The organism is Lelliottia jeotgali (assembly GCF_016771845.1).
In the GTDB taxonomy this organism is placed as follows: Bacteria; Pseudomonadota; Gammaproteobacteria; order Enterobacterales; family Enterobacteriaceae; genus Enterobacter; species Enterobacter jeotgali.
Genome location: NZ_JAENMQ010000014.1, coordinates 48,256 through 70,061 on the forward strand (window position 1 = coordinate 48,256; position 21,806 = coordinate 70,061).

Sequence of the window (21,806 nt, forward strand, 5' to 3'; positions counted from 1 at the left end):
AAGAGACGTACTATGGAAAACGCAAACATCACCACCTTAACCGCCCAATTTCCTCTGGTAGAGGATCTGATGGCGCTGAAAGAGACCACCTGGTTTAACCCGCGCACCACCTCGCTTGCCGAAGGGTTGCCGTACGTCGGGCTGACGCAGGCGGATGTGAAGGATGCCCACGCTCGCCTGGCGCGTTTTGCGCCTTACCTGGCGAAAGCGTTCCCGGAAACCGCCGCTAAAAACGGCATTATTGAATCCGACGTGGTGGCTATTCCTGCCATGCAGAGCCGACTGGCGAAGGAATTTACGACGCCGATTAACGGCACATTGCTGCTGAAAAAAGACAGCCATCTGCCAATTTCTGGCTCCATCAAAGCGCGCGGCGGGATCTATGAAGTGCTGACCCACGCCGAAAAACTGGCGCTGGAAGCGGGGCTGCTGTCGCTCACCGACGATTACAGCGTTCTGCTGGAGCCGCGCTTCAAGGACTTTTTCAGCCAGTACAGCATCGCCGTTGGCTCAACGGGCAACCTCGGGATGTCGATTGGCATCATGAGCGCCCGCGTTGGCTTTAAGGTAACGGTGCATATGTCGGCCGATGCCCGCGAGTGGAAAAAAGCGAAACTGCGCAGCCACGGCGTGGAAGTGGTGGAGTACGAGCAGGATTACGGCGTGGCGGTGGAGCAAGGGCGCAAAGCCGCCGAGAGCGATCCGAACTGCTTCTTTATCGATGACGAAAACTCCCGCACCCTGTTTTTAGGTTATGCCGTGGCAGGTGAGCGCCTGAAAGCGCAGTTTGCCGAGCAGGGCCGCGTGGTGGATGCGGATCATCCGCTGTATGTCTATCTCCCGTGCGGCGTGGGCGGTGGTCCTGGCGGCGTGGCGTTTGGCTTGAAACTGGCCTTTGGCGATAACGTTCACTGTTTCTTCGCCGAGCCGACCCATTCACCGTGCATGTTGCTGGGGGTATATACCGGTTTGCACGATGAGATTGCGGTGCAGGATCTGGGGATCGATAACGTCACGGCGGCGGACGGTCTGGCGGTAGGGCGTGCGTCTGGGTTTGTCGGCCGCGCGATGGAACGCCTGCTGGACGGGTTCTATACCCTGTCCGATCAGAGCATGTACGACATGCTGGGCTGGCTGGCGCAGGAGGAGGGCATCCGTCTTGAGCCGTCGGCGCTGGCGGGCATGGCCGGGCCGGTGCGCGTGCCTGTTTCCACCAATGCGACCCACCTCGTCTGGGCAACCGGCGGCGGAATGGTGCCGGAAGAGGAGATGGCGAAATATCTGGCGAAGGGCCGCGCGTCACTTCTGCCGTAAAAGAACCATTAGCTCTTCCGCTGGGCGGTTGTGCTTCATCAAATCGCGCATCACTTTCATAAAGGGTGCGCTGTAGTCATAGAAAGCCAGATAGCCCTGACACAACTCATCGTCATTGGCCGCCGTGCACAGGCGGCGGCCAGGGCAAGTCTGGCATTTCACCAGCGCTTTCTTCTGGCACATCTCTTTCCCGCACCAGCCATTCAGCGTGTCGTCAAAGAGGCGAACTGAAATCTGCCCGATATCTTCCCGAACCCACATCGCAAAAATTTGCGTTAAAAACTGGCCCCAAATCTCAGGCATAACCGGCTTTTCACCCGCGGTCTGGGGTAAAAAATGGAGGTTTTTACTTCCGCTCTGACGTAACGCCTGATAAACCCTCCCTGGCTCACGCGCGTTGCAGCTATCCACCGCAACCACACGGATACTTTCGTGGCATCCTGTCATTGACGACCCTAAAAATTCAGAATTTGCTGTAGGTGCGTTACAGCAAACAGTAATGCGAGGGAGAGTACTGCGAGAGAGATCAAGAATTTGTCACGCACCGCTTTCGGCTGCACGAAATCATTGCGATTCACGTCCATTAAATTGCGGCTGCGGGTGTAGCGCCAGAGAATGGTCGCCACCAGCGCCAGCACCACCAGCGAAATCCAGAACGGCAGGCCGGTGCGGTGCCAGTTGTGTTTAATCGCCAGGGCGATCAGCGCCCCGTAGCCGAGCAGCGTGCGCAGCCAGGCCAGCGACGTGCGTTCAGGCTGCAGGCCGGGGTCGGCTTCACGCCGCGCTTTGCGACTATCCGCCATAGAACACCAGCACCATCACCACGCCGGCTACCGTAAGTAAAATCACGCTGATCGCCAGCAGCCCGCGCGTATAGGGTAAATCCTGCTTGAGGCGCATCGCTTTTTCATTGCGCAGCCAGCGAAGATAACCGTAGATCGCCAGCACACCGGCGAACAGACACAGCAGCAGCGCCAGCACTTCGCGAATCAGGGGAGTGGCAAAATCCGGCGCGAGTTGGTCCAGCCCGACGCCCGCGGCGAGAAAGCCCAGCGCGGTGCGAATCCATGCCAGAAATGTGCGTTCATTGGCGAGAGAAAACCGATAGTCCGGCGCTTCGCCCAGCTGGGAAATTTTCATGAAGGCTCCTTGTCATTCCGCAAGCAGGCTTCAGCATAGCGTAAATTGACCGGCATCTGGGATGCCGGTCGGCGGGATTAATGCAATTCAGGCCAGTAGTCTTTGTTGGCCTCAATCAGATCGTCGAGGATGGCTTTGGCCACCGAAGCGCTCGGCACGGTTTTAGACAGCGTAATCGCCTGCCAGAGTTTGGTGTAGGAGCGCTCTTCCCATGCGTCGACCACCAGTTTTTCCACCGCAACCTGCTGGCCCATCAGCCCTTTCTGGAAGTGCGGAATGTCGCCAACGGTCAGTGGTTCAGGGCCGTTTTTGCCGACCAGGCACGGGATTTCGACCATCGCATCAGAATCGAAGTTATGGATAGCGCCGTTGTTTGGCACAATCAGCAGCATCCGCTCCTGTGTGTTGAAGGCGATGGCGGTCGCCAGATCGACGATGTACGACGCATGTTCGTCGATCTCCAGCTCTCCGGCGGAGGATTTCCCGGCTTCGATGATCGCACGACAGGAGCTGAAAACATGCTTCTCGCGGTGATCCATCACTTCGTTGGCGCGAGTGCGTTCCGGGTTGGAGTGCGCCACCACGTAATCCGGGAAGAAGTAATATTTCAGGTAGGTGTTCGGCATAGTGTCCGGGTCGAGCGCCTGCACATCTTTTGCCTTCGCGAAGGTGTCGTTCCAGCTGGCTTCAGTGTGTACATCATCAGAAGGCGGCACATAGCCGTGTTTCGCTACGTATTCGCGTAGTTTCGGCATCAAATCGTTCCCGTTCAGATCTTCAATCGACGTCCACCAGCCGAAGTGATTCAGGCCGTAGTAGCGCACGCGCATCTCTTTGCGATCTTTCAGGCCAACAATCTGCGCCATCCGTCCTTCAATGCCGATCGGCATATCGCAGATGTTGAGGATTTTGGCCTGCGGTCGCAGACGACGGGTGGCTTCAGCAACGATCGCCGCCGGGTTGGAGTAGTTGAGCATCCACGCGTTCGGAGAGTATTTCTCCATGTAATCCACCAGCTCCAGCACGCCGCCAATAGAGCGCATGCCGTAGGAGATCCCGCCTGGTCCGCAGGTTTCCTGGCCCAGTACGCCGTGACGCAGTGGGATTTTTTCATCCTTCTCACGCATCGGGTATTTACCGACGCGAATATGCGCCATCACAAAATCCACGTCCGTAAACGCCGCTTTAGGGTCAGTGGTGTAGCTGAAGTCGATGTCCGGGGCCTGCTCCTGAAGGATGATTTTGCACGCCTCGGCGATGGTTTCCTGACGTGCACCGTCATTGTCATAGAACTTGAGAGCGCGCAGCGGGAAGCGATCGCGATTCGCCAGTAACATCAGGACGATACCCGGAGTGAAAGTACTGCCGCCGCCTGCGATAACAACTGAGAATTTTTTCATGATACAGCCTCTGTCAGGGTAGATGATGGGGTCAAAGAAGGAGTGTTCATCAGGGATTCAAGCTGGTCGCGCACCTGTGGTACGTGCAGCCCGACAATCACCTGAATCCCGTTGCCGCGACGCACCACGCCGTGGGCGCCAAGGGCTTTGAAAACGTCGTCACTTTGCGTTTTGCTCATGTCGATCAGAGCGATACGCAGTCGGGTGGCGCAGTTGTTGATGCTTTCGATATTGCCTGCCCCACCGAGCGCCTGTAGATAGCCTGCCGCCTGGCCCGAGCTGGTATTGGCGGCGACGGTGGTTTGCCCGCGCGCGGCCTGGTAATCGGCTTTGCTGTAGAGTTTGATTTCACTCTCTTCGCGACCTGGCGTTTTCAGGTTGAAGCGTTCGATCAGCGTCTTAAAGACCAGGAAGTAAAGTCCGGTGAAGCACACACCGATGCCAATCTGGGTGAACATCATCGAGGCATGGTTGTGGAACATCGGGATCCAGTTTTGCGGCAGGAACTGGTCGAGCAGACCGCCGCCCATGTTGCCGACCACGCCGAAGATGTACATCACGGTCGCCATCGTTGCCGCCAGCACCGCGTGAACGGCGAACAGCAGCGGGGAGATAAACAGGAAAGTGAACTCCAGCGGTTCGGTGATCCCCACCAGCATCGCGGTGAGGGTGGCCGGGATGAGCAGGCCCGCCACTTTGACGCGGTTTTCCGGCGACGCGGTATACCACAGCGCCAGCGCAATCCCGACGGAGCCGAACACTTTCGAGTTACCGTGCAGGGCAAAACCGCCTTCCGGGAACAGGGTTTTCAGCGGCAGGGTGCTCTGGCTGAACTCTTGTAAATGCTGCGCCCAGTAAACCTGGATGCCGCCTTCCACCGCCGCCGGGCCGAAAATAAACGGACCGTAGACGAAGTGATGCAGGCCGGTTGGGATCAGAATGCGTTCCAGGAAGGTATAAACCCATACGCCCAGCGCCCCGGCAGAGCGTAAAAATGCCTGCAACGACTCGATGCCCATCTGCACTTTTGGCCAGCCGAGCAGGGTCAGCCAGGCGCACGGAATCATCACGAAGAAGGCGATGATCACCACGAACGAGGTGCCCTGGAAGATGCCCAGGAAGACCGGCAGCTGTTTATCGAAATAGCGGTTGTGGATGGCCGTCACCAGCCCGGAAATCACAATCGCACCGATGATGCTGGTGTCGAGGGTTTTGATCCCGGCAATCATCGCCAGCCCGCTGCCCGCCGTCGGTTCAGCCATGAAGTTCACGCCAAAGAACTGACCCCAGGTCATGCCCATCGCGTTAATAAAGTAGTTCCAGGTCAGGAAGCTAATCAGCACCGCCAGACAGGCTCGGCCCTGCGCCTGTTTTGCCAGACCAATCGGTAAACCGACGGCGAAAATCAGCGGCATATTACGAAAGACCGCCCAGCCGCCCTCTTCAATAATGTGGACGATTTGCGCGAACAGATGATCGGGTGCGGTTAAGGCTTCGCCCACAAAAAGCGGATTGCGCAGCATGATGGCGATTCCGACCACCATGCCCGCGAAAGGGAACAACAGCACCGGGGTAAACATGGCGCCGCCAAAACGTTGTATTTGACTGAGCATCTTTAAATCCTCATGTAACAACCTGTAGGGGGTTTGGCCTTATTGGTTTTGTGCTGGCCTGAACTGAGGATAAGAAGTTACTCATCGGCTAACACCGCGTCCCGCTGCGTTCCGTGATCGCATTCATGGTTTTAATTTGCTCACTGAGGTCTACTTTCAGTTCAAAATATGGACATGTTAAGACGCGATGCCCGCATGAATCAGTGCAGAGAGGTCTACAGGTGATCTACAAATCCATAGCCGACAGATTACGTCTGCGGCTCAATTCGTCTGATTACAACGTCGGTAGCCCGCTGCCCGGCGAAAAAGCGCTGGCGCAGGAGTTTGGCGTGGCGCGAATGACCGTTCGCAAGGCCATCGATTTGCTGGTCGGCTGGGGGCTGGTGGTGCGCCGTCACGGCAGCGGCACCTTTGTGGCGCGCAAAGACGTGCACCACGAAACCACCAATCTGACCGGGCTGGTGGAGGTGCTGCGCCAGCAGGGAAAAGAGGTCCAGAGCAAGGTGTTGCAGTTTGAAGTGATGCCTGCCCCGCCCGCTATCGCCAGCCAGCTGCGCATCCAGATTGATGAGCGGATCTACTTTTCGCGCCGGGTGCGTTACGTTGAAGGAAAGCCGCTGATGCTGGAGGACAGCTTTATGCCCGTGAAGCTGTTTCGCAACCTGTCGCTGGCGCATCTTGAGGGGTCGAAGTTTGACTACATCGAGAAGGAGTGCGGGATCACCATCAGCGGGAATTACGAGAGCCTGACGCCGGTGCTGGCGGACCGCCAGATGGCGAGTTTGATGAACTTACCGGAACAGACGCCGCTGCTGCGCATAACCTCCCTTTCCTACAACGACAGCGGCGAGTTCCTTAATTATTCGGTGATGTTCCGAAACACCAGTGATTATCAGGTGGACTACCATCTGCGGCGCATCCACCCGGACGAACTTTTAGCCTATCCCCCAGAACAGCACAGCCAGTAGCTGCGGGGTGATGATGCGCAGGAACATCACCAGCGGATAGACGGTGGCATAAGAGAGCGCCGCCGCGCCGCTGGTGGCGTGCAGGTTATTGGCAAAGGCCAGCGCGGGTGGATCGGTCATCGACCCGGCCAGCATCCCGCAGAGGGTCAGGTAGTTCATCTTCGCGAACATCCGCGCCAGTATCCCGACCGTCAACAGCGGAACCGCCGTGATGACAATCCCGTAGCCAATCCAGCTGATTCCCTCGCCCTGCGTCAGGGTGTGGATAAAATCGCCGCCGGATTTTAGCCCCACCACCGACAGAAACAGCACAATCCCCAGCTCGCGGAGGGCCAGATTCGCGCTCGGCGGCATGAACCAGTACAGTTTCCCGATGCAGCCGATACGCCCCAGAATCAGCGCCATAATCAGCGGACCGCCCGCCAGACCGAGTTTCAACGCTACCGGGAAGCCGGGCACATACAGCGGAATCGAGCCAAGCAGTACCCCCAGCCCGATACCGATAAACACCGGCAGCATCTGCACCTGCTGCAATTTTTGCTGCGCGTTGCCGACCATATCGGCGACGGCATCGATGGAGGACGGGCGACCCACCAGATTGAGGATATCGCCGAACTGCAGGCTGGCATCCGGGCTGGCGACCAGTTCGATGCCCGCGCGATTGAGGCGTGATATCACCACGTCATAGCGCTCTTTTACCTGCAGATCGCGGATTTTTTTGCCTAACACCTGCTCGTTGGTGACCACCACGCGCTCGACGCGCATGTCGGTTCCGCGCGTCGAGAGCGAAGTGTCGACCTCCTGACCGATCACCAGCTGAGCGCTGTGCAGATCGCCGGGCTGCCCCACCAGATGCAGTAAATCGCCGAGCTGAATCACCGTGCCAGGCGACGGTACCATCAGCATCTCGTCGCGTTTCAGGCGCGAGCAGATGATATTAACGCTGTTCAGGATCGGCACATCCTGAATCGCCATATGGTTGAGATTGGGGTTTTCGACGCGAATGTTGATAGTTTTTATCAGCATGTGGCCGTTGGTAATCGTGGATTCATGCTTTTTCGCCTCGTCATCGACATTGATGCGAAACAGCACGCGCACCAGCCACATGGTCAGCAGAATGCCGCAAATTCCGAACGGGTAGGCCATCGCGTAGCTCATCCCCATCTGATCCACCGCGCCAGGGGCAATGCCCAGATCGCGCAGGATTTGCTGCCCGGCGCCCAGCGCTGGCGTGTTGGTGACTGCGCCGGAGAAAATCCCCAGTACCACCGGAAGCGGAATTTCGAAGAGTTTGTGCAAAATGGCGGTGACGAGACCGCCCATTACTACAATGCCGAGGGCAAAGAGATTCAGGCGCAGGCCGGAGACACGAAGGGAGGCGAAAAACCCAGGGCCAACCTGAATGCCGATGGTGTAGACGAAGAGGATCAGGCCGAATTCCTGAATGAAGTGCAGCATTTCCGCGCTGAGCGTCAACCCAAGCTGATCGGCGAAATGGCCGACAAAAATGCCGCCAAACAGCACCCCGCCAATGCCAAATCCGACACCGCGGATTTTAATATTGCCAATCCACAGCCCAACCACCGCAACCAGGGCCAACACGCTAACCGTTAACGCGATATCACTCATGACCTTTTCCCTGCGCATATCCTTAGTGATTGAGTGGATTCTCGCAGAGGTTGCGGGGAATGTATGGGTGATGGCGCACAAAAAAGCCCCGCCGAAGCGGGGCTGAGTCGTTTGTTTTGCCCGCTTGCGCGGGCCCAGGGGAGGTGCGGTCTGGTGCCCTCACCCCGGCCCTCTCCCACAGGGAGAGGGAGAAGAGCAACACAACGTATTAGCTATTCAACGCCGGACGCTCGCTGATCGCGATTTTCTGCGGGGCCAGCGCTTCCGGAACGTTACGCGTCAGATCGATATGCAACAGCCCGTTGGTAAAGGTCGCACCGGAAACTTCCATATGGTCGGCCAGGGTAAAGCTCAGGCTAAATGGCTGAGTGACCAGGCCCTGATGCAGCCACTGTGTCTCGGTTTGCGGTTTTTCTGGCGTGCCTTTTACAGTAAGGCGCGTACCTTCGAGCTGGATATCGAGATCTTCCTGACGGAACCCGGCCAGCGCCAGCGTGATGCGATAGTGGTTGTCATCGCTTTTTTCGATGTTGTACGGCGGAAAACTTTGTTGTTCAGCGGTGCTTTGCAGAGCGTTAGCCAGTTTGTCAAAGCCAATCCACTGACGCAGCAGAGGGGATAAGTCGTAGTTACGCATGGTTATTCTCCTTCTAAGAAGCGAGTTAAGCGCAGTTATTTTGTGCGCAGTTGTTCCTGCAAATCCTGATGGATTCGCATCTGCTCCCATTACGGCAAGCAAGTTCTGGATGGGCCGCATAAGCGACCCGCTTAATTAGTTGATTTCGATACGGCGCGGTTTTTTCTCTTCTGGAATCACGCGTTCCAGATCGATAAACAGCAGGCCGTTAACCAGGTTCGCACCGTGAACGTGGATGTTCTCGGCTAACTGGAATTTGCGCTCGAAGTTGCGCTCCGCGATACCCTGATAAAGGTAGGTACGCTCTTTCTGCTCTGCGGTATGCGCCCCTTTCACCACCAGCAGGTTGTCCTGCGCGGTGATTTCCAGTTCGCTTTCGGCGAAACCGGCGACGGCAATTGCGATGCGGTAGTGGTTTTCGTCTACCAGCTCAACGTTGTATGGAGGGTAACCGTTACCCTGGCTTTGGTTATTTTCTATATGGTTGAACAGGCGATCGAAACCAATGGCTGAACGGTACAGCGGGGAAAAATCGAAATTACGCATAGATCAAAGCTCCTGAAATCAGCGAGTAATATTTGCCTTCCACTATGGACAGGCCATTGAGCCACCAAACACCCATCAGGCGTGTTCGTTCTTCGGCTACAAACATAAAATGGGTCTGCTTTCGGTCTTTTCAAGAGCTTAAATGCGAGATTTTTTTGCACTTTGCTGACACTCGCATAGACTGGGACTACAGCACAAAGGGTTAAATTGCGATGGCTGCCACAGTGCGGCGCTTTCCAACTATTCTTTTCGCACATGGCCCGATATAAAACGATATTGCAGTTATGTCGCGCCATTAACATTGATTAACAGATGATGAAAAATGTTCTGATAAAGCTGACCGCGTGCAGCATAGTGGTTTTACTTTGCGGGTGTTCGAGCGTGATGTCTCACACCGGCGGTAAAGAAGGAACATATCCGGGCACGCGCGCCAGCGCGAATATGATTTCGGATGATGATACGAACTGGGGCACCAAATCCCTGGCGATTCTGGACCTGCCGTTTACGGCCGTACTGGATACGCTATTAGTCCCCTGGGATCTGTTCCGCACCGATAGCTCGGTGCGTTCACGCGTGGAAAAAAGCGAGAAGCAGAATATGGCGACCAATTCTGTTATCCCGCCCGCCGCAATGCCTGCCCCCTGATTACATCCCGGTTTCTGTCACCCAAAGCTGACGGAAACCGGCGATCTCTTCCATCCACGCAACCCAATGCCCGTCCGGTGAGAACACAACCGCATCGCCTGATGGCGGATTGCCGTGATCGGACGTCAGAAACGTTACCTCTCCGCTTCGCGCATCGCAGCAGGCAACGCGATTATCCAGCACAAATCCGAGCGCATCGCCCGACGGATGCCAGTTAAACGCCGACTGAATATCGCTCTGGTTGTGCGTTAGCTGGCGCGTCTCACCGCCTTCAGGCGCGATCAGCCACAGCTGAACAATGCCGTTTTCATCGCGCATCAGAAACGCGATTTCGCTGCCCTGAGAATTGCTTCGCACCCAGTGGCGCGGCACGCTCACCAGGCCTGGATAACGATTGCCGTGAGTAAAGGTTAAACGGCGCTGCATAACGCCAGCAGGCGGCGCGGGCAAGGTTTCCGCTGTGCCTTCCAGCGGCGCGTCGCCTGCGCGTTTCCAGCCAGCCTCATCTTTAGGCAAATCAACGATAAACAGTTCCGGCACTTTTTCGCCGCGTTCAGACAAAGTGTCGCCGATAAAGGCCAGCCGGTTATTCCCCACCCAGCCCTCTTCATAAGCGCGATTGATCTCATCACTGCCTGGCTTTGGCGTTGGCGTCGTACGGCTAATCAGTACGCTCCAGAATGCACCTGCATATTCACGCGGATGATTGCCCTGCGGTGTGACCGGGCCGAACGGCGCGGCGACGCCGACGTTACGCAAATCCAGCGCTGCATCGCGCTCGTGCAGAACGTGATCGTTATAGGTAAAGCTGACGAACGTCCCGTCAGGGCTAAAGACGTGAACGTGAGTGCCGCCACGCAATGCACCAGGGGTATAAGGCGCGGTGATATCCATCGCATCCAGATTCGTCACCTCGCCGTGTTGGACGATCGCACCGCGACGGTGGTGAAAGTCATACTTCCAGCTCGCATCCGGGTTTTCCGGGCCATGAATAAAGACGTATTGGTCATCCGAGGGATGAACGGTCACCACGCCGATGTGCGCACCATTTCCGGCGCGATAGATCACCTCGGTTTCGCCCGTTTTCACGTTAACCCGTTCGATAGTTTCACCGGTAAAAGATGCGCCGGACGGACGCACGTCAAACACCAGCCAGTGGCTGTCAGGTGTCCAGGTGTTGATGTTCGTAAGCTGATGATTGCGGGGAGCGAAGGTGATTTGTTTCATGAGGAGACCCTGATGCGCGGTTATCGCATCAGGGTAAAGCATCGTGAAGAATTAGCCTACACGTTTAACATCGCCGACCAGCAGGATGTAAGAGAGCGCGCCAATCAGGGTGATAACGGAGATGTAAGTCAGAGCAGGCGCAAATCCGTGTGCCTGAGCCAGATAACCAATCACCAGCGGAACGGTGATGCCGCCTAAACCGCCGGCAAAGTTAAACACGCCCCCGGTCAGGCCAATCAGGCGCATCGGTGCCAGCGAAGAAACCAGCGACCAGGTGATCGACGCAAAACCGTTACCGAAGAAGGCAACTGCCATCAGCACCGTGATCCACACCGGGTCATTGGTGTAGTTTGCACCCATGATGCAGGTGGAGATCAGCAGGCCAAAGATGATCGGCAGCTTACGCGAGAAACCAATTGAGAAACCTTTGCGCACTAATCTGTCGGCAATCCAGCCCGAGAGCAGCACGCCGACGAACGCCGCCAGGAACGGCACCGTGGTCATGAAACCGGCTTTCAGCGCGGTGATGCCTTTTTCCTGGGTCAGATAGTTCGGGAACCAGGTCAGGAAGAACCACAGCGTGGAGGCAATAGCGAACTGACCCAGGTAAACGCCCACCAGCTTGCGGTGGAAAACCAGCTTCCAGTCGGCTTTGGTCAGCGGCGCGCGTACCTTGTTTTCGACCTGCGCATCGCCGTCCACCAGCCCACCGCCCTGCTCGATGTAATCCAGTTCCGCCTGAGTGATACCCTTGGTTTTGCGCGGAGCCTGATAAACTTTATGCCAGATCAGCGCCCAGATAATGCCGATCCCACCGGTGATAATAAATACCCAGTGCCAGCTCAACATCTCCTGGATCCAGATCAGCAGCGGTGTCAGGAACGCCAGGCCGACGAACTGCCCGGAGGTGTAGAACCCCACCGCCGAGGCACGTTCTTGCTCCGGGAACCAGCTGGTGACCATGCGGTTATTGGTCGGGAAAGCGGGCGCTTCGAAGACACCGGTAATGGCGCGCAGACCAATCAGCGACAGCAGACCGGTGGCAAAACCCTGGAGCAGGGTCGCGACGGACCAGCCGAAAATGGCAATGAAATAGGTGGTGCGGGAGCCCAGGCGGTCCAGCACGCGTCCGCCGGGGATCTGGCAAATCGTGTACATCCAGGCAAACGCCGAGAAGATGTAGCCCATCTCCGTTTTCGAAATGCCAAACTCTTTCTGAATATGCGCGGAGGCCACGGCCAGGTTGGCGCGGTCAACGTAGCAAATCACCACAGTAATAAAAATCATCAGCAGCGTCAGGTAACGACGACGGCCTGTTTTTGCGGTAGTCACAGAAATATCCATTAATCTGTCTCCAGATTTTGGGCATAGCGATACACGTCACCATGCCCTGTAAGTTACAGAGGGTTATGTTTTTTGTTTACGATTTTTTGCCCGGTGGCGCTGCGCTTACCGGGCCTACAAGGTCTTAAACCGTAGGCCGGATAAGCGCAGCGCCATCCGGCGAATTACCACTCGGCGACAGAACCGTCCTCGTATCGCCACAGCGGGTTGCGCCAGTCCGGAGCCTGTTTGCTCATTTCGATGACTTTGGCTTCGTCGATTTCAACGCCCAGGCCCGGCTTCATCAGCGGTTTGAAGTGGCCGCCTTCCATGTTGAAGTCTTCTTTGTTCTTCACAAAGTCGAGCAGTTCTGCGCCCTTGTTGTAGTGAATGCCCATGCTCTGCTCCTGCAACACCGCGTTGCGTGAAACAAAGTCGATATGCAGACAGGCGGCCAGCGCAATCGGTCCGAGCGGACAGTGCGGTGCCAGCGCCACGTCGTAGGCTTCAGCCATACCGGCGATTTTGTAGCATTCGGTGATGCCCCCGGCGTGGGACAGATCCGGCTGCAGAATCGCCAGGCCGCCCGCTTCCAGCACGCGTTTGAATTCGAAGCGCGAGAACATGCGTTCACCCGCCGCGATTGGAATATGAGTTTGTGCCGCCAGCTTCGGATAGTACTCCGCCTGCTCCGCCAGCACCGGCTCTTCAATAAACAGCGGGCGGTACGGCTCCAGCTCTTTAATCAGCACTTTCGCCATCGGCGCACTCACGCGACCGTGGAAATCGAGGCCAAACTCAATCTCATTGCCGAAGGCTTCGCGGATTTGCGCCACGGTATTCACGGCGTTATCCACCGCACGGGAGTTATCAATCACCCCCATTTCTTCGCAGCCGTTAAGCTTGAAGGTATCAAAGCCGATTTTGCGCAGGGTTTTGATGCCGTCGATCACCTCAGCCGGACGGTCACCCCCGACCCAGCTGTAGGCTTTGATTTTGTCGCGCACCAGGCCGCCCATCAGCTGCCACACCGGTGCATTCAGCACTTTGCCTTTGATATCCCACAGCGCCTGGTCGATACCGGCGATGGCACTCATCAGGATCGGGCCGCCGCGATAGAAACTGCCGCGATACATCACCTGCCACAGATCGTTGATACGTGCCGGGTCCTGACCAATGAGAAACTCTTTCAGCTCATGGACTGCCGCTTCTACGGTACGCGCGCGACCTTCAATCACCGGCTCGCCCCAGCCAACGATGCCTTCGTCGGTCTCGATTTTCAAAAACATCCAGCGCGGAGGTAAGCGGTAGGTCGTGATATTGGTAATTTTCATTTCACCGCCTCCCGGTACGCTTTAACAAAGGCGGCGGCCTGCTCGGCGGTTCGCTCAACGGACTGCCCGGCGCGATAGAGATCGCTGCCCAGACCCGCTCCGGCGCAACCGGCATTGAGCCACTGCACCATGTTTTCTGGCGTTACGCCCCCCACGGCAAAGACCGGAACGTCCCCAGGAAGTACCGCTTTTAAGGCTTTGATATAGTCAGGGCCGAAGGCCGACGACGGGAAAATTTTCAGCGCCTGAGCGCCTGCATCCAGCGCGGTAAAAGCTTCTGTCGCCGTCGCGCAGCCTGGGCAAACGGTCATGCCGTAGCTCACCGCACGGCGGATAACGTCCGGCTGAATATTGGGCGTGACGATCAGTTTGCAGCCCATTTTGGCGAGCTGATCAACTTGCTCTGGTTTTAAGACCGTGCCTGCGCCAATCAGCGCTTGATCGCCAAACGCGTCGACGACCGCCGGGATGCTTTTTTCCCACTGCGGCGAATTGAGCGGGATTTCCACCGCGTCAAAACCAGCGTCGATGACCGCGCCGACGTGCGCGAGGGCTTCATCCGGCGTGATGCCGCGCAAAATCGCGATGAGAGGGAGTTTAGTTTGCCACTGCATGAGCGATGCTCCTTATACCTGCCTGAAATGCCACGTCGCCTTCAATCACTGCTGCTTCACGACCAAAAGCGCGGAACGCCTGTTGGTAGCGAGCGGCTAAGGATGAACCCGCGACAAGGGTGATGGCCTGCTGCCCGGCGAACTTTTCGCCCAGGGTGGCGACTTCAGCGCCAATCAGCAGACCGGAGAGAAATTCGCTGACCTGTTCACGCGGGAGATTTCCCAGCACGTGTGAAGCGCGAACTTCAAAAAGTTGTGGCAGAACGGCAGGCGAGGCGAGACCGCGCGTCAGCCCGGCAGCAAAGGCCTCAGGAGACGATTCCTGTTCTGGCAGGCCCGCGCCCACCAGAGAATGACGCAGCAGCAGGTGGTGCAATTCACCCGTCATCACGGTACGAAAGTCGTGGATTTGCTGCGTGTCGGCCTGCACCCATTTGCAGTGCGTTCCGGGCATGACATAGACAGAAGAAGGAGAAAGGGTGCGCGCGCCAAGCAGCTGTGTCTCTTCGCCACGCATCACGTTGTGGTTATCGTCGCGGGAGACACACAGCCCTGGAATAATCCAGATATTGTCGCCAACGGACGTTAACTGCTGACCAATGGCGTCGAAATGAGCAGGAACCGGCAAGTACGGAGCCATTTTCCAGCCCACGTTACTGCCGACCATTCCTGCCATCACCACCGGGGTGGCGCCTTCGCGCCAGTTTTCTGTGACTTCTGCTAACACCGCCTGCGGGGATTTACCGTTCAGGCGCGTGACGCCTGCTTCGGACTGTCTGCTCTCCAGGCATCTGTCGCCTTCATACAGCCAGGCGCGCAGATTGGTCGATCCCCAGTCGATTGCGATGTAGCGAGATGTCATGTGATTTCCTTTAACCTTCGTGTCGAGCTGGCGATCATGTGGAGCGCCGCCTGCTCTGCCGCATTGCTGTCCTGATGCCGTATCGCATCGAACAGCGCTTTATGTTCCTGGAGCGTCTGGGGCATGTTGGCCTCATCACCCATCCAGGTTCGTTCAAATACTGCGCGCTGTAGCGAGCTGATTGCCACGCTAAGCTGCTGTAAAACTGGGTTATGTACCGACTCCAGCACCGCCTCGTGGTAGCGAATATCCGCTTCGTTAAAGGCGTCCCGATCCTGGTTGTTGGCGATCATGTCGTTGAGCGCCGCTTCAATCTGCGCCAGGTCACCCGATGTCGCTCTTTCCGCTGCCCAGCGGGCAATGGCCGGTTCCACCAGGTTACGCACCTCGCTCATCGCCCCGATGAGGCGCGGGTCGTAGTCGTTTTCCAGCACCCATTGCAGAACGTCAGTATCCAGATAGTTCCACTGGTTACGCGGTGCCACAAAAGCCCCGCGATAACGCTTCATTTCGATCAGCCGTTTCGCCATCAGCGAGCGAAACACTTCGCGGATGATGTTGCGCGAGGTTTCAAACTCCTCGCACAGCTCTGCCTCGGCGGGCAGCGGCGAACCCGGTACGTATTTTCCGCTGACAATCTGATTGCCCAGCGTGATGACGATGCGGTCGGTTTTATTGAGAGTCATGGAGAGTCCTGATTTCGTTTTATCCATCACTACTTTACCGCGACCGCTGAGTTTCGCCTCACTTTTGCAGTACAAACGTGAAGCCATTCGTCAATTCCATGAGCACATCGTAGTACAATCATATTGTGTTGTACTACAATCCAGATCACAAAAAGAACAACCCAACGATCGACAGACAAAAAAAAGCCCCGGTGGATAACCGGGGCTGATGGATGAGCAGTGATTAATTCAGCACAAACTTCTCGATCGCGTACGCCACGCCATCTTCAAGGTTCGATTTGGTGACGAAGTTAGCCACCTCTTTCACGGACGGGATCGCGTTTTCCATCGCCACACCCATGCCTGCGTATTCGATCATCGCGATGTCATTTTCCTGATCGCCTAAGGTCATTACCTCTTCCGGCTTGATACCCAGCGTATCGGCCAGCGATTTTACGCCGGTGCCTTTATTGACGCGTTTATCGAGGATTTCGAGGAAGTACGGCGCGCTTTTCAGCACGGTGTATTTCTCTTTCACTTCAGCCGGAATGCGGGCAATAGCCTGGTCCAGAATCGCGGGCTCATCAATCATCATCACTTTCAGGAACTGCGTCGCCGGGTCCATGTTTTCCGGCTCGCAGAACACCAGCGGAATGGTCGCCACGAAGGATTCATGCACCGTGTAGTAGCTGATATCGCGGTTGGCGGTGTAAAGCGTGTTGCGATCGAGCGCGTGGAAGTGAGAACCCACTTCGCGGGACAGTTTTTCGAGATACAGGTAATCGTCATAGCTCAACGCTGTTTGCGCGACCGTGCTGCCGTCGCTGGCGTTCTGCACTAGCGCACCGTTGTAGGTGATGCAGTAATCGCCCGGCTGTTCCATGTGCAGCTCTTTCAGGTAGCTGTGAACTCCGGCATACGGACGACCCGTGGTCAGCACGACGTTCACGCCTTTGGCGCGAGCGGCGGCAATCGCGTTCTTAACGGCAGGAGAGATAGTGTGGTCTGGCAGCAGCAGCGTGCCGTCCATATCGATTGCAATGAGTTTGATGGCCATGAGATCCCCGATTTAAATGAGTCTGTCCTCATGCTAACGCGATTTAGCACAGAAAACAGTAAAAGAGTCGTGGATAAAGGGGGATGGGGTTAAGAGGGGGATTCCTCTTTTGCAGGCAAAGAAAAGCCCGGTGGCGCTAAGCTTACCGGGCCTACGGGTTCTGTAGCCCCGGTAAGCTTAGCGCCACCGGGGAACACAGACGACACCAGGAATTAAATGTCGATATTCGCTGCTTTCAATGCGTTCTCTTCGATGAAGGCGCGGCGCGGTTCAACGGCGTCGCCCATCAGGGTCGTGAACAGCTGGTCAGCAGCAATCGCATCTTTCACGGTGACGCGCAGCATACGGCGGCTTTCCGGGTCCATCGTCGTTTCCCACAGCTGATCCGGGTTCATTTCGCCCAGACCTTTATAACGCTGAATGGAGAGGCCACGACGGGACTCTTTCACCAGCCAGTCCAGCGCCTGCTCGAAGCTGGCAACTGGCTGACGGCGTTCGCCACGTTCGATGAACGCGTCTTCTTCGATCAGACCGCGCAGTTTCTCGCCCAGGGTGCATAGACGACGGTATTCACCGCCGGTCACAAACTCGTGATCCAGCGGATAGTCGGTGTCTACGCCGTGAGTACGCACACGGATAATCGGCTCAAACAGATGCTGCTCAGCGTTCTCGCGAACGTCGAACTGCCACATGCTGCCGTGCTGCTCGCTTTCGTTCAGCTCGGTCACCAGTGCGTTCACCCAACGGGTTACAGTCTGCTCATCGCTCAGATCGGCTTCAGCCAGCGTCGGCTGATAAACCAGCTCTTTCAGCAGCGTGCGCGGGAAGCGACGCTCCATACGGCCAATCATTTTCTGCGTTGCGTTGTACTCAGAGACCAGTTTTTCCAGTGGCTCACCCGCCACAGCCGGAGCGTGGGCATTGGCATGCAGGGTCGCGCCATCCAGAGCGATAGAAATCTGGTACTGATCCATCGCTTCGTCGTCTTTAATGTACTGTTCCTGCTTGCCTTTCTTCACTTTGTACAGCGGTGGCTGTGCAATGTAGATATGGCCGCGTTCAACGATTTCTGGCATCTGACGGTAGAAGAAGGTCAGCAGCAGGGTACGGATGTGTGAACCATCGACGTCCGCATCGGTCATGATGATGATGCTGTGATAGCGCAGTTTGTCCGGGTTGTACTCGTCGCGACCGATACCGCAACCGAGCGCGGTGATAAGCGTCGCCACTTCCTGAGAAGAGAGCATCTTGTCGAAGCGCGCTTTCTCAACGTTAAGGATTTTACCTTTCAGTGGCAGAATCGCCTGGTTCTTACGGTTACGGCCCTGCTTGGCAGATCCGCCCGCAGAGTCCCCTTCCACAAGGTACAGTTCAGAGCGAGCCGGATCGCGTTCCTGACAGTCCGCCAGTTTGCCTGGCAGACCAGCCAGATCCAAAGCACCTTTACGACGGGTCATTTCACGGGCTTTACGCGCCGCTTCGCGAGCACGTGCCGCATCGATAATTTTGCCGACGACGATTTTCGCGTCTGACGGGTTTTCCAACAGGTATTCGCTCAGCAGTTCGTTCATCTGCTGCTCAACTGCTGTTTTCACCTCGGAAGAGACCAGTTTGTCTTTGGTCTGAGAGGAGAATTTCGGGTCCGGTACTTTAACGGAAACCACAGCAATCAGGCCTTCACGGGCATCGTCACCGGTGGCGCTGACTTTCGCTTTTTTGCTGTAGCCTTCTTTATCCATGTAGGCGTTCAGGGTACGGGTCATCGCCGTACGGAAGCCGACCAGGTGGGTACCACCATCACGCTGTGGAATGTTGTTGGTGAAGCAGTAGATGTTTTCCTGGAAACCATCGTTCCATTGCAGCGCGACTTCAACACCGATACCGTCTTTTTCGGTGGAGAAGTAGAAGATATTCGGGTGGATCGGGGTTTTGTTTTTGTTGAGGTACTCAACAAACGCTTTGATGCCACCTTCGTAGTGGAAATGATCTTCTTTACCGTCGCGCTTGTCGCGCAGGCGGATGGAGACACCAGAGTTCAGGAACGACAGCTCGCGCAGGCGTTTCGCCAGAATGTCGTATTCGAATTCAACCACGTTAGAGAACGTTTCGTGGCTCGGCCAGAAACGCACGGTGGTCCCGGTCTTTTCAGTTTCGCCAGTCACAGCCAGCGGGGCCTGAGGCACGCCGTGAGTGTAAATCTGGTTATGAATTTTGCCTTCGCGATAGATGACCAGCTCCAGCTTCTGCGACAGGGCGTTCACCACAGAAACACCTACGCCGTGCAGGCCGCCGGACACTTTATAAGAGTTATCATCGAATTTACCGCCTGCGTGCAGGACGGTCATGATCACTTCCGCAGCGGAGACACCCTCTTCCGGGTGAATGCCGGTCGGAATACCACGGCCATCATCCTGTACGGAAACGGAGTTATCGCCGTGGATGGTGACGATAATATCTTTACAGTGACCCGCGAGCGCTTCGTCAATAGCGTTATCCACGACCTCGAATACCATGTGGTGCAGACCGGTGCCGTCATCGGTATCGCCGATATACATACCTGGGCGCTTACGCACCGCATCCAGCCCTTTCAGGACTTTGATACTGGAGGAGTCATAAGAATTCGACATCAACGTTTCTCGCTCATTTAAACTTGGGTTAATCCGTTATTTTACCCTTTTCCACGGTGAACATCTTCGAATTTTTGTCCGACATGTCCATCACGTGCTCAGCGCTAATGGCGCTGACGAAAACCTGCGACTGCGTGGCTTTTAAGCGGCTGGCAAGCAGCGCGCGCCGCGCGTCGTCGAGTTCCGAGGCAAAATCATCTAGTAGATACAGGCAACGTCGCCCACTCTCGCGAGTTAAAAATTCACCCTGTGCCAGGCGCAGGGCGCACATCAGCAGCTTAAGCTGCCCGCGCGACAGAGTATCTTCCACCGGCGCACCGTCGGCACGAATGCGGAAATCCGCTTTGTGCGGGCCGTGCGCGGTGTAGGTCAACATGCGATCGCGCTCGAAGCTTCTCTCCAGCACGTCGGCATACTCTGTCTCTTTCTCCCAGCCGCGCTGAAAAGAGAAGGTAAGAGAAAACTCAGGCAAAAACTGTTTGCAGGTATCCGCCATATCTGCGGCGATACCGGCGCTGTATTCGGCACGCCAGCGGCTGATTTGTTCCGCAAGCGGAATCAATTCCATATCCCACGGACGCAACTGGGCATAGCGAGTCACCTGACGCAGCGCGGCGTTGCGCTGTTTGAGCAGCCGTTTCAGGTTGCTCCAGGCGGTAAAGAAGCCCGCTTCGTTGTGAAAGCATCCCCAGTCGAGGAAGGCTCTGCGGTATTTGGGGCCGCCGTTGAGCAGCGTAAACCCCTCCGGCGTAATCAGCTGCATCGGCATCAGCAGCGCCAGTTCAGCCACTTTATGGCCGTCGGTGCCGTCGATGCGCACTTTGCTGTCGCCCAGCTTGTCTTTCGTCAAGCCAATCGAGGTTTCACGTTCGTTGCCCTGAAGCCGACCGTGCAGGACAAAAGCATCTTGTTCGTGGCGGATAACGCGACCAATCTGCAGGCTACGAAACGCGCGGCCGTGGCCGAGCGTGTAGATGGCTTCCAGCACGCTGGTTTTGCCGCTGCCGTTAGCGCCAACCAGGAAATTAAAGCCGGGGGAGAGAGCGAGATCCGCGCTTTCAATATTGCGAAAGTCGCGGATCAGCAAGCGGGTGAGCGACATTACAGTCTCATTGGCATGACAACATAAGCCGCGCTTTGGCTGGCAGCATCTTCAATCTGTACGCTGGAAACGGAATCGGTCAGCAGAATGCGTACGTTTTCGCATTTCAGTGCATTAAGCACATCCAGCACGTAGCTAACGTTAAAGCCGATTTCCATTTCGGTACCGGCGTAGGTGACGTCCAGAATTTCTTCTGCCTCTTCCTGCTCCGGGTTATTGGCGGTGATTTTGATCTGATTTTCACTCACGTACAGACGCACGCCACGGAACTTCTCGTTAGAGAGGATCGCTGCACGGGCAAATGCCTGCTTGAGAATGTCGCAGCCCGCTTCCAGCGTTTTGTCCGGGTTCTTCGGCAATACGCGACGATAATCCGGGAAACGGCCATCAACCAGCTTCGAGGTGAAGATAAAATCACCCACGTGAGCGCGAATGTTGTTGCTGCCGATCTGCACGCGCAGCGGGTTTTCACCACCGTCGAGCATTCGCATCAATTCAATCACGCCTTTACGCGGTACGATCACCGAATGGTTTGGCAGCGTCACGCCAATCGGCATGGAACAGACTGCCAGACGGTGGCCGTCTGTCGCCACGGTACGCAGCTCTTCACCTTCGGTTTCGAACAGCATGCCGTTTAAGTAGTAGCGAACGTCCTGATGCGCCATCGAAAACTGGGTCGCTTCAATCAGACGTTTCATCGTCGCCTGCGGCAGGGTGAATTCGACTTCACTCTGCCAGTCGTCCAGGTTCGGGAAGTCGGCAGCAGGCAGCGTCGAGAGCGAAAAACGGCTGCGCCCAGAACGCACCAGAATACGGTCGCCTTCCAGCTGAACAGCTATTTCTGCGCCTTCCGGCAGCCCACGACAAATATCAAAGAACTTCCGCGCCGGAACCGTGGTTGCCCCCGCATCATGCGGTTGCGAAAGTGTCACGCGCGCGACCATTTCCATTTCGAGGTCTGTTCCGGTCAGCGACAGCGTACCGTCAGCGACCTGAAGCAGCAGGTTTCCAAGAATAGGCAGTGTCGGGCGGCCACCTAATGGGCCACTCACCTGTTGCAGCGGTTTTAATAAATGTTCACGTTCAACGGTAAATTTCATAGC

The 21,806-nt window shown here is 56.4% G+C and carries 20 protein-coding genes, 1 pseudogene and 1 other annotated feature; of the genes and pseudogenes, 3 read left to right on the plus strand and 18 right to left on the minus strand.

What is annotated here, in order from left to right; genetic code table 11:
- Positions 1-12: 12 nt before the first annotated feature.
- Complete coding sequence (gene dsdA / locus JBO43_RS20085) at positions 13-1,314, plus strand: D-serine ammonia-lyase (RefSeq protein ID WP_202674917.1); 1,302 nt, start codon at positions 13-15, stop codon at positions 1,312-1,314.
- On the opposite strand, the gene JBO43_RS20090 is transcribed toward dsdA, so the two are convergent.
- The 5 genes from JBO43_RS20090 to JBO43_RS20110 all read right to left on the minus strand — a co-directional run bounded on the left by JBO43_RS20090 (position 1,300) and on the right by JBO43_RS20110 (position 5,467).
- Entirely contained in the window at positions 1,300-1,617 is a 318-nt protein-coding gene (locus JBO43_RS20090) for a radical SAM protein (RefSeq protein WP_237730136.1), read from the minus strand. The two genes, dsdA and JBO43_RS20090, sit on opposite strands and share 15 nt — an antisense overlap.
- 152 nt (positions 1,618-1,769) lie before the next feature.
- On the minus strand, positions 1,770-2,117 hold the full coding sequence (locus JBO43_RS20095; RefSeq protein WP_095280009.1) for a DUF202 domain-containing protein: 348 nt from the start codon (positions 2,115-2,117) through the stop codon (positions 1,770-1,772).
- Positions 2,107-2,454: a YidH family protein gene (locus JBO43_RS20100; RefSeq protein ID WP_103950155.1), complete on the minus strand. Its 348-nt coding sequence runs from the start codon at positions 2,452-2,454 to the stop codon at positions 2,107-2,109. The genes JBO43_RS20095 and JBO43_RS20100 overlap by 11 nt, the downstream gene beginning before the upstream one ends.
- A gap of 77 nt (positions 2,455-2,531) precedes the next feature.
- Positions 2,532-3,854, minus strand: a complete 1,323-nt coding sequence (locus JBO43_RS20105; RefSeq protein ID WP_103950156.1) for a 6-phospho-alpha-glucosidase — start codon at positions 3,852-3,854, stop codon at positions 2,532-2,534.
- Positions 3,851-5,467, minus strand: a complete 1,617-nt coding sequence (locus tag JBO43_RS20110) for an alpha-glucoside-specific PTS transporter subunit IIBC (protein ID WP_095280003.1) — start codon at positions 5,465-5,467, stop codon at positions 3,851-3,853. Before JBO43_RS20110 ends, JBO43_RS20105 begins: the two co-directional genes overlap by 4 nt.
- A gap of 221 nt (positions 5,468-5,688) precedes the next feature.
- Between JBO43_RS20110 and JBO43_RS20115 the strand changes: the two genes are divergently transcribed.
- Positions 5,689-6,435, plus strand: coding sequence for a GntR family transcriptional regulator (locus JBO43_RS20115; protein ID WP_095280001.1), 747 nt, complete (start codon positions 5,689-5,691; stop codon positions 6,433-6,435).
- Here the strand turns inward: JBO43_RS20115 and JBO43_RS20120 are convergent.
- The 3 genes from JBO43_RS20120 to ibpA all read right to left on the minus strand — a co-directional run bounded on the left by JBO43_RS20120 (position 6,403) and on the right by ibpA (position 9,247).
- Positions 6,403-8,064 (minus strand): putative transporter, encoded by a 1,662-nt coding sequence (locus JBO43_RS20120; RefSeq protein ID WP_103947838.1) that lies wholly within the window; start codon positions 8,062-8,064, stop codon positions 6,403-6,405. The genes JBO43_RS20115 and JBO43_RS20120 overlap by 33 nt on opposite strands.
- A gap of 208 nt (positions 8,065-8,272) precedes the next feature.
- Positions 8,273-8,701 carry a small heat shock chaperone IbpB gene (gene ibpB, locus JBO43_RS20125; RefSeq protein WP_103947839.1) on the minus strand — a complete coding sequence of 143 codons (429 nt, stop codon included), beginning with the start codon at positions 8,699-8,701 and terminating at the stop codon, positions 8,273-8,275.
- Positions 8,702-8,836: 135 nt separating this feature from the next.
- Positions 8,837-9,247 (minus strand): small heat shock chaperone IbpA, encoded by a 411-nt coding sequence (gene ibpA / locus JBO43_RS20130; RefSeq protein WP_103947840.1) that lies wholly within the window; start codon positions 9,245-9,247, stop codon positions 8,837-8,839.
- Positions 9,241-9,313: a sequence feature (ROSE (Repression Of Heat Shock gene Expression) occurs in the 5'-region of heat shock genes and acts as an RNA thermometer to modulate expression.), on the minus strand. (Overlaps the previous gene by 7 nt.)
- A gap of 246 nt (positions 9,314-9,559) precedes the next feature.
- Here ibpA and JBO43_RS20135 point away from each other — a divergent pair.
- Positions 9,560-9,892, plus strand: coding sequence for a YceK/YidQ family lipoprotein (locus JBO43_RS20135; RefSeq protein ID WP_095279993.1), 333 nt, complete (start codon positions 9,560-9,562; stop codon positions 9,890-9,892).
- Here JBO43_RS20135 and JBO43_RS20140 read toward each other — a convergent pair whose 3' ends face one another.
- From JBO43_RS20140 to dnaN, 10 genes and pseudogenes are all read right to left on the minus strand, one after another.
- Positions 9,893-11,119, minus strand: coding sequence for a YidR family protein (locus tag JBO43_RS20140; protein ID WP_202674918.1), 1,227 nt, complete (start codon positions 11,117-11,119; stop codon positions 9,893-9,895).
- A 51-nt stretch (positions 11,120-11,170) separates the two neighbouring features.
- A pseudogene (locus tag JBO43_RS20145) lies at positions 11,171-12,506 on the minus strand (MFS transporter).
- 121 nt (positions 12,507-12,627) lie between these two features.
- Positions 12,628-13,776, minus strand: a complete 1,149-nt coding sequence (gene dgoD / locus JBO43_RS20150) for a galactonate dehydratase (RefSeq protein ID WP_103947842.1) — start codon at positions 13,774-13,776, stop codon at positions 12,628-12,630.
- Entirely contained in the window at positions 13,773-14,390 is a 618-nt protein-coding gene (locus JBO43_RS20155) for a 2-dehydro-3-deoxy-6-phosphogalactonate aldolase (RefSeq protein ID WP_202674920.1), read from the minus strand. The genes dgoD and JBO43_RS20155 overlap by 4 nt, the downstream gene beginning before the upstream one ends.
- On the minus strand, positions 14,374-15,252 hold the full coding sequence (locus JBO43_RS20160) for a 2-dehydro-3-deoxygalactonokinase (protein ID WP_095279987.1): 879 nt from the start codon (positions 15,250-15,252) through the stop codon (positions 14,374-14,376). The genes JBO43_RS20155 and JBO43_RS20160 overlap by 17 nt, the downstream gene beginning before the upstream one ends.
- Positions 15,249-15,938, minus strand: coding sequence for a D-galactonate utilization transcriptional regulator DgoR (gene dgoR, locus JBO43_RS20165; RefSeq protein WP_095284130.1), 690 nt, complete (start codon positions 15,936-15,938; stop codon positions 15,249-15,251). Before dgoR ends, JBO43_RS20160 begins: the two co-directional genes overlap by 4 nt.
- 223 nt (positions 15,939-16,161) lie before the next feature.
- Positions 16,162-16,974, minus strand: coding sequence for a sugar-phosphatase (gene yidA, locus JBO43_RS20170; RefSeq protein WP_095279986.1), 813 nt, complete (start codon positions 16,972-16,974; stop codon positions 16,162-16,164).
- 212 nt (positions 16,975-17,186) lie between these two features.
- Entirely contained in the window at positions 17,187-19,601 is a 2,415-nt protein-coding gene (gyrB, locus tag JBO43_RS20175; protein WP_095279985.1) for a DNA topoisomerase (ATP-hydrolyzing) subunit B, read from the minus strand.
- Positions 19,602-19,629: 28 nt separating this feature from the next.
- Entirely contained in the window at positions 19,630-20,703 is a 1,074-nt protein-coding gene (gene recF / locus JBO43_RS20180) for a DNA replication/repair protein RecF (RefSeq protein WP_202674921.1), read from the minus strand.
- The gene (dnaN, locus tag JBO43_RS20185; RefSeq protein ID WP_095279983.1) at positions 20,703-21,803 is read right to left on the minus strand and encodes a DNA polymerase III subunit beta; all 1,101 of its coding nucleotides are present in this window, start codon (positions 21,801-21,803) and stop codon (positions 20,703-20,705) included. The genes recF and dnaN overlap by 1 nt, the downstream gene beginning before the upstream one ends.
- Positions 21,804-21,806 lie beyond the last annotated feature (3 nt).